The sequence below is a fragment of the uncultured Jatrophihabitans sp. genome (assembly GCF_964252635.1).
Classification (GTDB): Bacteria; Actinomycetota; Actinomycetes; order Mycobacteriales; family Jatrophihabitantaceae; genus Jatrophihabitans.
In genome coordinates this window covers 43,982-58,730 of the sequence record NZ_CAXUNP010000007.1, presented here as the reverse complement: position 1 = coordinate 58,730, position 14,749 = coordinate 43,982, and the positions used below count along the sequence as shown (strand labels likewise).

15 protein-coding genes, 1 other RNA gene and 1 pseudogene are annotated in these 14,749 nt (G+C 69.8%); 6 read left to right on the top strand and 11 right to left on the bottom strand.

All coding sequences use genetic code 11. The features are described 5' to 3' along the window. The first annotated feature begins 65 nt into the window (after window positions 1–65). Window positions 66–605, top strand: a complete 540-nt coding sequence (locus tag ACFFCA_RS04975; RefSeq protein ID WP_375482405.1) for a sigma factor-like helix-turn-helix DNA-binding protein — start codon at window positions 66–68, stop codon at window positions 603–605. On the opposite strand, the gene ACFFCA_RS04970 is transcribed toward ACFFCA_RS04975, so the two are convergent. Continuing rightward, on the bottom strand, window positions 584–985 hold the full coding sequence (locus ACFFCA_RS04970; RefSeq protein ID WP_375482402.1) for a DUF3817 domain-containing protein: 402 nt from the start codon (window positions 983–985) through the stop codon (window positions 584–586). The genes ACFFCA_RS04975 and ACFFCA_RS04970 overlap by 22 nt on opposite strands. A gap of 153 nt (window positions 986–1,138) precedes the next feature. Between ACFFCA_RS04970 and ACFFCA_RS04965 the strand changes: the two genes are divergently transcribed. The 3 genes from ACFFCA_RS04965 to ACFFCA_RS04955 all read left to right on the top strand — a co-directional run bounded on the left by ACFFCA_RS04965 (window position 1,139) and on the right by ACFFCA_RS04955 (window position 3,591). Then, window positions 1,139–2,023: a DUF6318 family protein gene (locus tag ACFFCA_RS04965; RefSeq protein ID WP_375482497.1), complete on the top strand. Its 885-nt coding sequence runs from the start codon at window positions 1,139–1,141 to the stop codon at window positions 2,021–2,023. A 302-nt stretch (window positions 2,024–2,325) separates the two neighbouring features. After that, the gene (locus ACFFCA_RS04960; protein ID WP_375482400.1) at window positions 2,326–2,925 is read left to right on the top strand and encodes a hypothetical protein; all 600 of its coding nucleotides are present in this window, start codon (window positions 2,326–2,328) and stop codon (window positions 2,923–2,925) included. Window positions 2,926–2,958: 33 nt separating this feature from the next. Then, window positions 2,959–3,591 carry an alpha-ketoglutarate-dependent dioxygenase AlkB gene (locus ACFFCA_RS04955; RefSeq protein ID WP_375482398.1) on the top strand — a complete coding sequence of 211 codons (633 nt, stop codon included), beginning with the start codon at window positions 2,959–2,961 and terminating at the stop codon, window positions 3,589–3,591. A gap of 24 nt (window positions 3,592–3,615) precedes the next feature. Here ACFFCA_RS04955 and ACFFCA_RS04950 read toward each other — a convergent pair. Continuing rightward, window positions 3,616–4,707 (bottom strand): annotated as a pseudogene (locus ACFFCA_RS04950) (CaiB/BaiF CoA transferase family protein). Between the two features lie 65 nt (window positions 4,708–4,772). Further along, complete coding sequence (locus tag ACFFCA_RS04945) at window positions 4,773–5,267, bottom strand: SRPBCC family protein (RefSeq protein WP_375482396.1); 495 nt, start codon at window positions 5,265–5,267, stop codon at window positions 4,773–4,775. Between the two features lie 191 nt (window positions 5,268–5,458). On the opposite strand from ACFFCA_RS04945, the gene ACFFCA_RS04940 reads away from it, so the two are divergent. Next, window positions 5,459–6,280 carry an alpha/beta fold hydrolase gene (locus tag ACFFCA_RS04940; protein ID WP_375482394.1) on the top strand — a complete coding sequence of 274 codons (822 nt, stop codon included), beginning with the start codon at window positions 5,459–5,461 and terminating at the stop codon, window positions 6,278–6,280. A 51-nt stretch (window positions 6,281–6,331) separates the two neighbouring features. Here ACFFCA_RS04940 and ssrA read toward each other — a convergent pair. The 7 genes from ssrA to ACFFCA_RS04905 all read right to left on the bottom strand — a co-directional run bounded on the left by ssrA (window position 6,332) and on the right by ACFFCA_RS04905 (window position 12,618). Beyond that, window positions 6,332–6,710: a transfer-messenger RNA gene (ssrA, locus tag ACFFCA_RS04935) on the bottom strand. Between the two features lie 26 nt (window positions 6,711–6,736). After that, window positions 6,737–7,630, bottom strand: a complete 894-nt coding sequence (locus ACFFCA_RS04930; RefSeq protein WP_375482495.1) for an amidohydrolase family protein — start codon at window positions 7,628–7,630, stop codon at window positions 6,737–6,739. 50 nt (window positions 7,631–7,680) lie between these two features. Further along, window positions 7,681–8,178 carry an SsrA-binding protein SmpB gene (gene smpB / locus ACFFCA_RS04925; RefSeq protein ID WP_375482392.1) on the bottom strand — a complete coding sequence of 166 codons (498 nt, stop codon included), beginning with the start codon at window positions 8,176–8,178 and terminating at the stop codon, window positions 7,681–7,683. 2 nt (window positions 8,179–8,180) lie between these two features. After that, the gene (gene ftsX, locus ACFFCA_RS04920; protein ID WP_375482390.1) at window positions 8,181–9,086 is read right to left on the bottom strand and encodes a permease-like cell division protein FtsX; all 906 of its coding nucleotides are present in this window, start codon (window positions 9,084–9,086) and stop codon (window positions 8,181–8,183) included. 81 nt (window positions 9,087–9,167) lie between these two features. Beyond that, the gene (gene ftsE / locus ACFFCA_RS04915; protein WP_375482388.1) at window positions 9,168–9,857 is read right to left on the bottom strand and encodes a cell division ATP-binding protein FtsE; all 690 of its coding nucleotides are present in this window, start codon (window positions 9,855–9,857) and stop codon (window positions 9,168–9,170) included. A 105-nt stretch (window positions 9,858–9,962) separates the two neighbouring features. Continuing rightward, entirely contained in the window at window positions 9,963–11,066 is a 1,104-nt protein-coding gene (prfB, locus tag ACFFCA_RS04910) for a peptide chain release factor 2 (RefSeq protein WP_375482386.1), read from the bottom strand. A 22-nt stretch (window positions 11,067–11,088) separates the two neighbouring features. Further along, window positions 11,089–12,618 carry a glycosyltransferase 87 family protein gene (locus tag ACFFCA_RS04905; protein ID WP_375482384.1) on the bottom strand — a complete coding sequence of 510 codons (1,530 nt, stop codon included), beginning with the start codon at window positions 12,616–12,618 and terminating at the stop codon, window positions 11,089–11,091. Between the two features lie 122 nt (window positions 12,619–12,740). On the opposite strand from ACFFCA_RS04905, the gene ACFFCA_RS04900 reads away from it, so the two are divergent. Then, window positions 12,741–12,902 (top strand): hypothetical protein, encoded by a 162-nt coding sequence (locus ACFFCA_RS04900; protein WP_375482382.1) that lies wholly within the window; start codon window positions 12,741–12,743, stop codon window positions 12,900–12,902. Window positions 12,903–12,924: 22 nt separating this feature from the next. Here the strand turns inward: ACFFCA_RS04900 and ACFFCA_RS04895 are convergent, their stop codons facing one another. Next, window positions 12,925–14,652, bottom strand: coding sequence for an MFS transporter (locus tag ACFFCA_RS04895; protein WP_375482380.1), 1,728 nt, complete (start codon window positions 14,650–14,652; stop codon window positions 12,925–12,927). Between the last annotated feature and the right edge of the window lie 97 nt (window positions 14,653–14,749).

The window sequence follows — 14,749 nt, the reverse complement described above, 5'->3', positions numbered from 1 at the left end:
CACTTCACAAACGCTGTAGTCGCGCGGGCGGCGCTCATAGTTCCCGCGTAACTTCATCTTTCGAGATGGACGACGACCCGGACGAGATCACCGCGCTGGCGCTGCGAGCCCGCCGCGGCGACACCGCTGCCGCGACGGCGTTCGTCCGCGCCACGCAGGCCGACGTCTGGCGGCTCTGCGCCGCGCTGGGTTCTCCGCAGCAGGCCGACGACCTGACCCAGGACACCTACGCCCGGGCGTTCTCGTCGCTGCACCGGTTCGTCGGGCGCTCCTCGGCGCGGACGTGGCTGCTGTCCATCGCCCGCCGGGCCTGCGCCGACGCGGTGCGCTCGGCCGTCCGGTCCCGACGCGAGCCCCCGTCCTGGGCGTCCGCCGGGGCCTCCGTCGCGCCGGACCACTCCGGTGGGGTGGCGATGCGAATGCTCGTGTCGTCGCTGGATCCGGCCCGTCGGGAGGCGTTCGTCCTCACCCAGGTGCTCGGGTTGTCCTACGCGGAGGCCGCCGACGTACTGTCGTGCCCCATCGGGACGATCCGTTCACGCGTGGCGCGGGCCCGCAACGACCTGCTGGACGGGCTGGGCGATCAGGCCGCGTCGCTGGGCTGAGTCTTCCGGGCGTCGCGGGTGACGAAGTGCTCGGCGACGAACGACATCGTGGGGATCGTTCCGGCGAGCATGACAAGGCCGTAGCGGGCCAGCGGCCAGCGCAGCTTGATGCCGAGGTAGGCCGTCGCCAGCACGTAGATGACGAACAACCAGCCGTGGGCGACCCAGAGGTAGCCGGTCCAGGGCTCGACGTCGACGCTGGTGCCGTACTTGAAGATCAGTGAGATGCAGCCGGCGATGAGCACGACGCCGGTCACGAAGGCCATGATCCGGTAGCGCAACAGGCCTCCGCGGGCCTGCTCGAGCTGCTGCGCGGTGACGGGCGGTTGGGTGACGCCCAGCACGCTGGGTGCACGGGTGTCGCGCGGGGCCTGGGTCACGAGGTCGACGGTAGACGGACGACGGGCCGGAACGCGTGCCGGGCTCGGCAAAATGACAACCGCACCCACCCCCGTTGTCGTCGGACAGCTGTCTGACCGAACGACCGGGGGTGTCCGTCTTCTCGCCCGGTCGTGGACCGGCTCGACGCGCTCATGAGCGGCATCGGCCGCTCCGCGTCTGTGTCACGGCGTATTACACGTCTCGTCTGTAGACCACCGCTCACCGCTTGCGGGTCGGGAACTGCCTTCTGCCGTCCGGTGGCCGGCTCTCGCGGCTGCTTGTCGCCACCACGGGGCACCAGGCGCAGCACCGAGGGTGTTCGGTCACTTGGGGCCGGCGCCTGTGGACAACACATGCGCGAGGGGGCCGCACGTGACAAGATTTGGCGCGTGCGCGCGTGGCGGATTGTCCCGATTGCCCTGGTTCTAACCGGGGCCGTCGCGTGCACGGGCGGGTCCGGGGGTGACAAGACCGATCCGGCCACACCAAGTCCGACGAGTTCGGCTGTGTCCTCGCCCTCCTCGACGCCACCGAGCACCTCGGCGCAGCCCACGACGACCGCCCCGAGCGTGGCGACGACAGGCCCCAACGTCCGCCCCGGCGAAAAACCGCCGACATTGCCTACTGCTTTAGATACAAACCGTGGGGCACTCGACTACGCACGCTATTGGTTTCGCGCTCTGGATTGGGCTTACGCGACAACCGACTCAGCGCTAGCTCGAACGGTCTATGTGTCCTCGTGCACAGATTGCACGCACTTCTTGAGCAAATCGATCGATGAGATTGCAAAGGCCAATGAGCACTTCAAGGGAGGGCGGATATCAATTCAGTCGACGACGCTCGCCCCTAACGACGGCAGAGATGGGTCGTCGCAAGCGGTCGATGTGAGGATATTGCAGGGAGCTGCCACGATCGTGGACGCCCACGGCCGAACCACAGACCGAATGCCAGCGACTGGTGTCGTCGAGTTCCGTTCATGGTTGAAATGGACGGGAACGCGCTGGGTCCTCGTGGACTGGAAGACCGCTGTGTCATGAAAGCGATTTTGATGACCGCGCTGCTTCTTTTTGGCGTATCTGGAGCTGTGCTAACCACCGATCAAGCTGCATATGCCGACCCTTGCGCAACCAGCCGACTTCTAAACGGCTGCGCGAAACCGGGCGCGATCTCGATCGGCGGACGTCAGGGCACAAGCGCCGGTCGGTCAAGCCACGGAGCCGGAACCGCCCCTCCCGGCACACTTCAATCGCTCGCATGCGGGGCCAGAACTGCCAGCGATCTTGCGGGACTTGGCGATGCACAAGCTGCGGCCGATGCAGGCGAGTGTCCTCAGACGGCGGTGGACTGCCGCAAGGGCGACCCGAAGACAACCAACGCCGCGCTCCAGGTACAGAAACAAGCCGACGGCACCTGGACCCTCAACGGCTCGACCTGCACCCGGCCGGCAAAACCCGTCGTCACCGCGGCGATGGTCCGCGACCGGGTCGTGCGCCTCATCCCGTCCGCCAGCCTCGGCCTCGCGCCACACGACTCCACACTCGTCAACATCCAGACGATCATGTGGGTCAACGCGCCGAAGAACCGCACCCTGGCCCCGCTCACCATCCTCGGACAGCGGGTCACCGTCACCCTGACGCTCGACCACGTCGACTGGAGCTTCGGCGACGGCCAGAACACGACGACGACCAGCCCCGGCCGGGCCTACGACAACGCCCACCACCCCTGCCGGACCCGCACCTGCCCCGGCTACTTCGGCCACGTCTACACCCGTAGCGGCTCCCGCACCCTGCACGCCACGGCATCCTGGACCGCCCGCTTCAGCGTCAACGGCGCGGCCGCCGTCGCCATCCCGGGCACCGTCGCCGGGCCGACCGCCGCCTCCGGCCTCGCCGTCAAGCAGGCCCGTTCCGTACTCGTACCGAACCCCGGCCAGCACTGACATTTAGAACGCCTGTTTGATAGTGTCGTGGCCATGACGGCCTTCCAGGCATCACTGCTCGATCTCGTCGACGAGGTCCGCGTCACCGCGCTGGCGCCCACCCGCACCACCCTGTCGAACGGCGCCTGGATCGACGTCCAGGAGCATTGGATCCACGGTGCCGACACCCTGTTCGACCGGCTGCGCGACACCGTGGAATGGCACGCCGAACGCCGGCCCATGTACGACAAGGTGGTCGACGTCCCCCGCCTGCTGCACTTCGTCGACGAGCAACACGAGCTGCCCGACCCCGCGCTCGTCACCGCCAAGCAGCGTCTCGACCGGCACTACGCCGCCGAGCTCGGCGAGCCGTTCACCACGGCCGGCCTCTGCCACTACCGCGACGGCCACGACAGCGTTGCCTGGCACGGCGACCGCATCGGCCGCGGCAGCAAGCACGACACGATGGTCGCGATCATCGTCCTCGGCGCGCCCCGCGCTCTCCTGCTGCGGCCGCGCCCGGGCGTCGGCGACCCCAGCCGCACGCTGCGCCTCGACCTCGGCCACGGCGACCTCGTCGTGATGGGCGGCAGCTGCCAGCGCACCTGGGAGCACGCCGTGCCCAAGACCGCCAAGCCCGTCGGCCCGCGCATCAGCGTCCAGTTCCGCCCGCGCGGGGTGCGCTGAGCCCCGCCGCGGCGTGCCTTCGGCCTACGGAGCGCGCCGGGGCAGTGGCGCTGAACCCGGTCCGTCGAGCCACGCCTGCAACAGGTCGTCGTGCTCCCCCACCGCGGGCGGAGCCACCGCCTCGGCCACCTCGCTCGCGGAGTACCGCACCGGGTGCCGCACCTGGCGGCCGTCGCCCACCTCGACCAACGGCGACAGCCCACACGCCTCGGCCCGGTCGATCGCCGACCCGACGTCACCGACCAGGCCGGCCGGGACGCCGGCCGCGGTCAGCAGCTCTTCGAGGTCACCGGCGGAGAAAGCGACGGTCCGCTTCTCCAGCGCCGGGATCAGCTCCGTGCGGTGATTGACACGGTCCCCGTTGTGCACGAACCGGGGGTCCGACGCCAGCTCCGGGAGGCCCAGCACCGACACCAGCCGTGCGAACTGCCCGTCGTTGCCGCACGCCACGGCCAACGGCCCGTCCGCGCACCGTACTGTCTGGTACGGAACGACCGACGGGTGCGCGTTGCCCATCCGTCCGGGCGAGACGCCGGTGGTCAGATACCCGGCCGCCTGGTTCACGAGACCGCTCAGCAGGCTCGACAACAGCTCGACCTGGACGTGCTGGCCGCGGCCGGTCTGAGCACGGGCAGTGAGCGCCGCCAGGATCCCGATCACGGCATCCTTGCCGGTGAGCACGTCGACGACGGCCACGCCCACCTTCATCGGTTCGCCGTCGGCGTCACCGGTGACGCTCATCAGCCCGCCGACGGCCTGCACCAGGAAGTCGTAGCCCGGCCGGTCGCTGCCCTGCGCGGCGCCGAACCCGGTGATCGAGCAGTACACGGCCCGCGGGTTCCGCGCGGCCACGCTCGCGTAGTCCAACCCGAAGCGGGCCAGCGACCCCGGCCGGTAGTTCTCGATCACGACATCGGCCCGGGACGCCAGCGTCACCGCCCGCGCCCTGTCACGCTGGTCGGCCAGGTCGAGCGCCACGCTGTACTTGCTGCGGTTCGCGCACTCCTAGTACGCCGACGAGGTCGCCGTCCACGGCGGGCCCCACGCGCGGCTCTCGTCCCCGGTGCCCGGCCGCTCGACCTTGACGACCGTTGCGCCCAGATCGGCCAACGTCATCGCCGCCATCGGTCCGGCCAGCACGCGGCTGAAGTCGGCGACCAGCACGCCCTCGAGCGGTGAGGTCACCCGCGCGACTCCAACGTCTGCTTGAGCTGGTCGAGGGTGCGGCGGATGTTGCGGGTGTTGAACTCGGCGAAGGTCGATCGGGTCGCCACCTTGTCGAACAGCGCCGCGCCGCGGTCGCCCCACGAGCGCCCGTCGACCCAGGTCTCCACGACGCGGGTGCCGCCCCCGTCCGGGGTCAGGTCGTAGGACCACGACGCAATCGGGGCCTTAAGGACGGGCCGGCGCACGCCGATGGCCTCGACGTCGAACGCGAAGCGCGACGCGGGTTCGAACGCCGTCACCCGGCATCGGGTGACCCACCGCATCCAGCCGCGCCGGTTGCGGCCGACGAACGTCGACCCGACCGCCAGCTCGCCGTCTCCATCGAGGCGGGCGCCGCGGTTCTCCGGGCTCCACCGGCCGGTCTGCGTCGGGTCGCTGACCGCCGCGAACACCACCTCGGGCGGCGCGTCGATGACAACGCTCTGCGACACGGTCTTGGTTCGGCTCACGGATGTCCCCCGGAACGTCGGTCGGCGATCCCGCCGACGCTAACCGACCGGGACCTCGACGCTGCACACAGCGTCGAGGTCCCTGTCGGAAAACCCCTGGGTGCAGGGCCGTCCGACTGCCACAGTGAGCAACAGCCCGGTGACAGCAGGAGACCGGTGACGACGGGAAACCAGTGACGACGAGAGGTCCGGTGACGAGAGCGACGACGACCGGCATCGCCTACGACCGTGAAGGACCGACGGACGCGCAGGCGGTGCTGCTCCTGCACGCCGGGGTGGCCGACCGCCGGATGTGGGACGACCACTTCGCCACGCTGACGGCCGAGTTCGACGTCGTCCGGCTCGACCTGCGCGGCTTCGGCGCGTCCGATCGTCAGCCGGCCGAGGCGCTGTCCGCGGTCGGCGACGTCGTAGACACCCTGACCGAGCTGGACATCACGGGATGTCACGTCGTCGGTGCGTCGCTCGGGGCCGGCGTCGCGGTCGAGGTCGCGCTCACCCGGCCCGACCTCGTCACCTCGTTGCTGCTGGCCGCGCCCGGCGGCTCGCTGCTCACCGAGGCGACCCCCGACCTGATGGCGTTCTTCGCGGCCGAGCGCGCAGCACTCGGGGATCACGACCTGGACCGCGCGGTGGAGGCCAACCTGGCGACCTGGGTGGACGGACCCCGTCGCGGACCCGGCGACGTCGACGCCGGGTTACGAGCAGCGGTGGGGCAGATGCAGCGCCGGGCCTTCGAGATCAGCGCGGGCTGGGGTGACGTCGAGGAGGTCGAGCTCGACCCGCCGACGGCGAGCAGGCTGGCGGAGGTCTCGGCGCCCACGCTCGTCCTGTCGGGCGCCCTCGACCTAGACACCTGCCTGCTCGCCGCCGACGCCGTGGCCGACACCATCCCGGGCGCGCGCCGGGTCGACTGGGGCGATGCGGGACACCTGCCGTCGCTGGAACGGCCGGCGGACTTCGCGGCCCTGCTCCGCGGCTGGCTCGTCGAACACGATCGGCATCCGACGTAGCCGAGCGCGACGAAGGCCCCGCACCGTGACGGTGCGGGGCCTTCGGTCTCGGGGTGGAGGTGGCGGGAATCGAACCCGCGTCCTCCGCCGCTTCAACAGGGCTTCTCCGGGCGCAGTGTGCAGCTGCCTCTACTCGGCCCCCGACGATCACGCACACAAGTCGTCGGTGACGGGCCCAGCCACTGTTGGTTGTCCCGATCCCATCCGTGGCCGGTGGGGACGGTGAGTCACCTAGCTGATGCCAGGACCCGGGCCGGTGACACTCCCGGACTGACAGACTTGCTCAGGCTGTACTAGGCAGCAAGAGCGAAGTCGGCGCGACTCTCGTCGGCGCTTATTTTGTTTGTATCGCTTTTTTTACGAGGTCAGCAATACGGTCCTCGGCCCGCTTCACCTGTCTCGACGAACAGAGTCGAGACCATTCACCCCCTCGTGCGGAACTGTTCCGCAACCCCATCAGCCTAGTGCAGCGGGCAAGTCAGGGGCGCCGATGAGCCGGGCGCCGTTGTCCCAGCAGACGGCGCGGAGCCAGTCGTCGCCGAGCCCGAAGCGTTCGAGGGCGTCCAATTGCTCGGCGTAGGGGTACGGGATGTTCGGGAAGTCGGCGCCGAGGACGACGCGGTCCTGCAGCTCGCCGAACGCGGCCACGACGTCGGCCGGTAGCGGCGCGAGGTCCTCGAGGTACGCGGTGCCCACCATGGTGGTGTCGAGGTGGACGTTCGGGTACCGGCGCGCCAGCGCCACGTGCTCCGCGTACTCGGGGGCACCGGCGTGGGCGATCACCGCGGTGAGCGTGGGGTGCGCGGCCAGGACCTCGCCGATCGGGCCCGGGCCGGTGTGCGCGCCGGGCATCGGGCCACTGCCGCAGTGCACGACGACCGGCGTCCCCGCCTCGGCGAGCAGCCCCCACACCGGGGCGAGCAGCGGGTCGCGGGGGTCGTAGGCGCCGACCTGCACGTGCGCCTTGAAGATCACGGTGCCGGCCTCGACGGCCTCGCGGACGTAGCGCTCCGCCGACGGTTCGGGGAAGAACGTGCCGGTGGGGACGCATCCGAGCGTGCGCGCCGCGAAGTCCCGCGCCCACGTCGACAGGGACTCGGCCATGTCCGGCTTGTGCGGGTAGAGCAGTGCCGAGAACCGGCGCACACCGAGGGCGTGCAGCTGCGCGACCCGCTCGGCCTCGGTGCCGCGGTAGGTGATGGGCCAGGCCCGGCCGAAGCTCTCGGCAACGTTGTCGAAGTAGTTCCAGACCGCACGCATGACCCGGTCGGGCATGAAGTGCACGTGGACGTCGATCATGCCCGGCAGCCCCAGCCGCTGCCACCAGGCCGGGACGTCGCTGTCCTGCATCACGCGCAGTCCTGCATCAAGCACAGCCGGGCATCAGACGCAGCCCCGCATCAGTCGGAGCCCTTCTGGCGCCTGCCCAGGGCGCGGGCCACCTCGCGGTCGGCGTCGCGGCGGGCAAGGTCCTGCCGCTTGTCGTAGGTGCGCTTGCCCTTGGCCAGCGCGATCTCGACCTTGACCTTGCCGCCGGTGAAGTACAGCGACAGCGGGACCAGGGTCAGCCCGGACTCCTTGGTCTTGCCGACCAGACGCTCGATCTCGCCCCGGTGCAGCAGCAGCTTGCGCACCCGGCGCGGCTCGTGGTTGGTCCAGCTTCCGTGGGTGTACTCGGGGATGTGCACGTTGTGCAGGAACGCCTCGCCGCTGTCGATGGTGGCGAACCCGTCGACGAGCGACGCCCGCCCGAGCCGCAGCGACTTGACCTCGGTGCCGGTCAGCACCAGACCCGCCTCGTAGGTGTCCAGGACGCTGTAGTCGTGCCGGGCCTTGCGGTTCTGCGCGATGACGGTGCGGCCGGACTCCCGGTTGCTGGAAGCGGGTGCGGCGGCCATTCCTACAGTCTGACGTACAGGCGCAACGTGGCTATCGCGACGACCGCGGACAGCACGATGCCCGAGATCAGACCGATGCCGCTGGCCACCAGCAAGTCGTTGGTGGTCAGGTTCGGGATCACGCCGTTCTTGGTCTGGGTCGCGAACACGTCGTTCAGTGCGTAGTGCTTCCCGACCGCGACCAGACCGAAGGCGATCAACCCACCGACCGCCGAGGCGATGATCGCCTCGATCATGAACGGCAACTCGGTCATCAGGCGGGACGCGCCGACCAATCTCATGATCGACGTCTCGTTGCGACGTTGCTGGGCCGCGACCTGGATGGTGTTGGCGATCAGCAGGATCGACGCGATGAGCACGACGGCGGCGATGACGATGGAGAAGATCCGCGCCGCGTCGATGATGTCCAGGAGGCTGCGGATGGTGTCGATCTGGTTGTTCACGACCGAGACCCCGGCGACCGAGGAGAACGTCCGCGCGAACTTGTCGTAGTCCTTGCCGATGTCCTTGAGCTTGACCGTGAACGACGCCGGCAGGTCACCGACCTTCGACTGCGCCAGCACCCGCTCGGACGCGGTCTCCTTGAGCCGGTTGAACTGCTGGCGCTCCGAGACGTAGGACACGCCGGTCACGTCGGGATAGGCCTTGAGCTCCCGCTCGATCGTCGCGGTCTGCGCGGCCGTCGTCCGGCCTGTGCACGGGGCGTCGTAGACCTTGGCGCACAGGTACACCGAGGTGTTCAGCTTGCCCTCGTAGTTCGACTTGAAGCGGGAGATCTCGATGTTGGCCAGGATCGCGGTGCCCACGAAGGCCAGCGCGATCGCGGTGCTGAGCACCAGCGCGATCGTCATCGTCAGGTTTCGGCGGAGGCCGATACCGACTCCGGACATCACGAAATTGGCGCGCATTACGTCCTCACTGATCGGGTGTGGCTACAGGCGTCGGACCGGAGGTCGACGCCGGCGGTGCGGTCATCGAAGCGGCGGCCGTTACCGGCCGACCCCGTAGACCCCGCGGTTCTGGTCGCGGATCACCGTGCCGTTGTCCAGTTCGATGACCCGTCGACGCATGGCGTCGACGATGTTGTTGTCGTGCGTGGCCATGACGACCGTGGTGCCCGTGCGATTGATGCGCTCGAGCAGGCTCATGATGCCCTGGCTGGTGTCGGGATCGAGGTTGCCGGTGGGCTCGTCGGCCAGCAGCACGAGCGGTCGGTTGACGAACGCCCGAGCGATCGCGACGCGCTGCTGCTCACCGCCGGACAGCTCGGTGGGCATCCGCTTGGCCTTGCCGGACAGCCCGACGAGGTCGAGCACCTCCGGCACCGTGCGCTTGATCGCCTTCGGCGATTTGTTGATCACCTCGAGCGCGAACGACACGTTCTGGTAGACGTTCTTCTTCGGCAGCAGGCGGAAGTCCTGGAACACGCAGCCGATCTTGCGGCGCAGGTCGGGGACCTTGCGGCCGGGCAGCTTGCCGACGTTGCGGCTGTCGACGGTGATGACGCCCTTGGTGGGAAGTTCCTCACGCAGCACCAGGCGCAGCACCGTCGATTTCCCGGAGCCAGACTGGCCGATGAGGAAGACGAACTCGCCCTTGTCGATGTCGATGGACACCTGGTCGAGGGCGGGGCGGGCGCCGGCGGGGTAGACCTTGGAGACGTTCTCGAGCCGGATCACGAGGACCGAGGTTACCGAATGGTTATCTGACGCCAGGTGAGGCTGGCCCGCGGAATCACAGGTTTGGCCGCGATTCGTCCGATATGCCCGACGCGCCGGTCGTCGTCAGGACGCAGTGGCCTCGGCGCTGCGGCGCCAGCGGATGCCGGCCTCGATGAACCCGTCGATGTCGCCGTCGAGCACGGCCTGCGGGTTGCCCACCTCGAACTCCGTCCGCAGGTCCTTGACCATCTGGTACGGGTGCAGGACGTAGCTGCGCATCTGGTTGCCCCATGAGTTGCTGCCGTCCTTGAGCGCGTCGAGCGCGCTGCGCTGCTCCTCACGACGGCGCTCGAGCAGCCGCGCCTGCAGCACGGCCATGGCCGACGCGCGGTTCTGGATCTGGCTGCGCTCGTTCTGGCAGGTGACGACGATGCCGGTCGGCAGGTGGGTGAGCCGCACCGCGGAGTCGGTGGTGTTGACGCCCTGGCCGCCCTTGCCGGAGCTGCGGTACACGTCGACCCGCAGGTCGTCGTCCGGGATGTCGACGTGGTCGGACTGCTCGACCACGGGCAGGACCTCGACGCCGACGAAGCTGGTCTGACGCCGCCCCTGGTTGTCGAAGGGGCTGATCCGTACCAGCCGATGGGTGCCCTGCTCGACCGAGAGCGTGCCGTAGGCGTACGGCGCCTTGACCTGGATGGTCGCCGACTTGATGCCGGCCTCCTCGGCGTAGGACGTGTCCAGCGCCTCGATGGTGTAGTTGTGCCGCTCGGCCCAGCGCGCGTACATGCGCAGCAGCATCTCGGCGAAGTCGGCGGCGTCGACGCCCCCGGCCTCGGAGCGGATCGTCATCAGGGCCTCGCGGGCGTCGTACTCGCCGGCGAGCAGCGTGCGCACCTCGAGTTCGTCGACGGCCCTCTGCAGGCCGCTGAGCTCGTTCTCGGCCTCGGCGCGGGAGTCGGCGTCGTTCATCTCCTCGGCGAGGTCCCACAGCGTCTGGGTGTCCTCGAGCCGGCGACGCAGGTCCTCGACGCGCCGGATCTCGCTCTGCACGTAAGACATGCGGGAGGTGACACGCTGCGCGTTCTCGACGTCGTCCCAGAGATCGGGCTGCGAGGCGTCGGCCTCGAGCGCGCTGAGTTCGGAGCGCAGGGTCGGGACGTCCACGACCGACTCGATGGTGGCGAGGGTCGCGGACAGTTCCTTGAGATCGGCGGGGACGTCCACGACCGCTCAGCCTACGCGGGTGTCACCTACCTCGAACCCGTTCGTACAACCGCCCGGGCCCGGGGAGCGGCAGCCGCCGGAAATGCGCGCGCAGGTAGGCCTGGGCGGGGCCGTCGGTCGGGAACTGTGGGGTCACGCGCGGCTGCAGGTAGACGAAGTCGGCGTGCCGGTAAGCGTTCAGCCACACCCGGATGACGGCCGGCCGGTGCAGTTGCGCCTCGGTGGGTGCATGCCCGCCGGTCGCGGCGAGGATCTCGCCGAACGGGTCGAACAGCAGCGGGCACGCCCGGCCGATTGTCAGCCGGTCGGCGGCGATGGTCGCCCCCTGCGTGGACGAGACGACGCACGCGCCCTTCGGGATCGCCCGCTGCAGGGCGACGTGGTTGTCGTAGGGGTGGGTCGGGCGCGCGTAGCGCTGCACGACGACCACCGCGAGCACGAGCACGGCCGCGCCGGCCAGCGCGACCGCGGGTCGGTGTCCGCGTCCCTGCGGCAGTCGCAGCAGCGCGGCCAGCACCACGAACGGGGTGCTGAACGCGGCGTAGTGCCAGTAGAAGGTGTCCGGGGCCAGCAGCATGACCACGACCAGCACCGCTGTCACCGTCGCGAAGCGCTCCAGCGCGGTGCGGGGTGGACGGACGAACCACGGCGCGGCGACGAGCGCCAGCACGAGCAGGGCCGCGGCGACCAGCAGCGCCCACACCGCGGTGCCCGCTTCGGAGGCGTCCGGCGGCGAGGTCGCGAACACGTGCACGAGCCGGAACGCGAGGGTGGTGCGCGTCGGCGCCGTGCGGCTGAGCTGAGCCACCACGACCTGACGCACGAAGTCGTGCGGAGCCGCGAGGAGGAACGGCAGCAGCGGCACCACGCCGCCGAGCAGCAGGCCGCCGACGACCGCCCGGGCCCGCCGGGCCAATACGACGAGCACCAGCAGGACGAGCGCCGGCGCCACCGCCCAGATCTTGATCGTGCAGGCGAACCCGAGCAGCACGCCCGCCCCGGCCAGGCGCCGGTTGCCGGCCAGCGCGTCACCGTCGAACGCCAGTGCCACCGCGCCGAGGCAGCACAGCACCAGCCACGGCTCCAGCAGGGGCGTCCACGCCGCGGCGACCGCGTCGCCCTGCACGGCGAGCACGGCGCAGCCCAGGGTGACCGCGGCCGGCCCGCGGTGTCGCAGGACGACCGCGCCCAGCGGGACGGACGCCGCGCCGGCGAGGCCGGTGAGGATCTTGGCGACCCCCATGGCCTGGGCGCTGCCGACGGCCTTGCCCAGCAGGGCCACCGGGCTGAGCAGCAGCGTGATGCCCGGGGGCTGCACCAGCACGAAGTCGCGGTAGGGCAGGCGCCCGTCGACCAGGGCCAGCGCCGAGGACAGGTAGACGCTGCCGTCGTACTCGGCCACCGGGTGGGCGTAGCCGAAACCGAGCCGGTACAGGCGCAGCGCCGCGGCCAGCACGGTCAGCGCGACGACCACGGCGGTCGTCGGGACGCGGGTGCGGGACCCGGCGCGGTCGGCGGACCCGGCGGACCCGGCGGCGAGGGTGAGGCTCATCTCACGTCCGCCGTCGGCATCCGGCCATCGTCCCCGATGCTGCGGGACGTCGCCGACCGGGACACGATCGCGCCCCCGCGTGTCCGGTTTGTCCCCGGCCCGGCTCGGGTAGCCACTCGGGCGTGATTGTTGTGCTGACCTGCGTGTTCCTGATCGTCGCGTCCGGCCTGTGCGCCGAGGCCACCCGCGCCGCCTGCCGCCGCCGGCTCCTGACCCCGGTCGCCGTCCGTGAGGACGCATCGGCCCGTCAGCTGCAGCCGTCCGGCGCCGCCGAGATCGTCTGAACGACGTCGGGCGGGTCCGGCGTCAGGCCGCGACCTTCTCCGGCTGCTCGGCGACGGCCTCGTCGACGTGCACGTACTTGGTGCCGCGGAACAGCGAGGCCAGCGCACCGATGACCGACATCGCGATGGCCATCGAGAAGACGATGACCAGCCCGTGGTGGAACGGGCCGGAGATGAGGTGCGGGAAGAACTCGCGACCGGTGAGGGTCGCGCGGTTGCCGGCCGCCAGCTGCGCCAGGTTGTGGTCACCCAGCAGGTTTTGCACCGGGTTGTAGCCGAGGAAGGCGGAGAACAGGCTGCCGACCGGCGGCTGGTTCGCCACGGTCGTCGCCGTACCGCCGGCCACGCCGTGCGAGGTGAGGCCGCCGTGCAGCGCACTCGGCAGAGTCGAGGCCAGCCCGGCGATCATCAGCGAGAAGAAGATGCCGATCGACAGCGACGTGCCGGAGTTGAAGAACGTGGCGCGCATCCCGGACGCCGCGCCGCGCTGGTTCCGGGGCACGGAGTTCATGATCGCGGTCGTGTTCGGCGCCGAGAACAGCCCGGAGCCGATGCCGTTCAGGACGAGCAGCCCGGCGAAGGCCCAGTAGTTGAAGTCGACCGGCAGCAGCATGAAGCCCAGGAAGCTCAGCGCGACGAGCAGCAGCCCGCCGGTGGCGAAGGTGCGAGCCCCGAACTTGTCCGACAGCGTGCCGCTCAGCGGCCCGGCGACGAGGAACGCGACGGTCAGCGGCAGCAGGTAGATGCCGGCCCACAGCGGCGTGTCCTCGTAGCTGTAGCCGTGCAGCGGCAGCCAGATCCCCTGCAGCCAGATGATGAGCATGAACTGTAGGCCGCCGCGCGCGACGGACGCCAGCAGCCCGGCGAGGTTGCCGGCCCAGAACGCGCGGATCTTGAACAGGCTCATGGCGAACATGGGCTCGGCGATGCGCGTCTCGACGACGCAGAACACGCCGATCAGCACGACGCCACCGATGAGGCCGAGCAGCACCCAGGGGTTCGTCCACCCCTGGGAATGACCGCCGTAGGGCTGGATGCCGTAAGTGATCGCGGCGAGCACCCCGGAGACACCGACCGCGAACAGCACGTTGCCGACCCAGTCGATCTTCGACTGCTGCCGCTCGCTGAGCTCGTGCAGGCTGAGGTAGGACCACACGGTGCCGATGACGCCGAAGGGCACGGACACGTAGAAGACGAGGCGCCAATCGACCTCGGACAGCAGGCCGCCGACGATCAGGCCGATGAAGCCGCCGGCGATGGCGGCGACCTGGTTCATGCCGAGGGCGAAGCCGCGGCGCTCGGCCGGGAACGCGTCGGTGAGGATGGCGGTGGAGTTGGCGAACAGCATGGCCGCGCCCACCCCCTGCACGAGCCGCCAGACGATGATCCACAGCGCACCGTGCCCGCCGGTGAACGGATCGAGCGCAAGGGCGATGGAACCCACGGTGAAGACGACGAAGCCGAGGTTGTAGATCTTCACCCGGCCGTACATGTCGCCGAGGCGGCCCAGGGTCACCACCAGCACCGCGGTGACGACGAGGAAGCCCATGAGCGTCCAGAGCAAATAGCTGACGTTGCCCGGCTCGAGCGGGTTCAGGTGGATGCCCCGGAAGATGGCCGGCAGCGAGATGATCACGATCGAGCTGTTGATCGTCGCCATGAGCACGCCCAGGGTCGTGTTGCTCAGCGCCACCCACTTGTACTTGGGGTGGTCGCGCTCGACCCGCAGTCGCTTGGTCCGGGACACCATCGGTTCTCCTTGCTCGGCACGGCCGAGATAGTTCGTTAGCTAAGCTAACGATACCCACGGAACCCGGCGTTCGCACGGGTTCTGCCAAGCTGGGGGC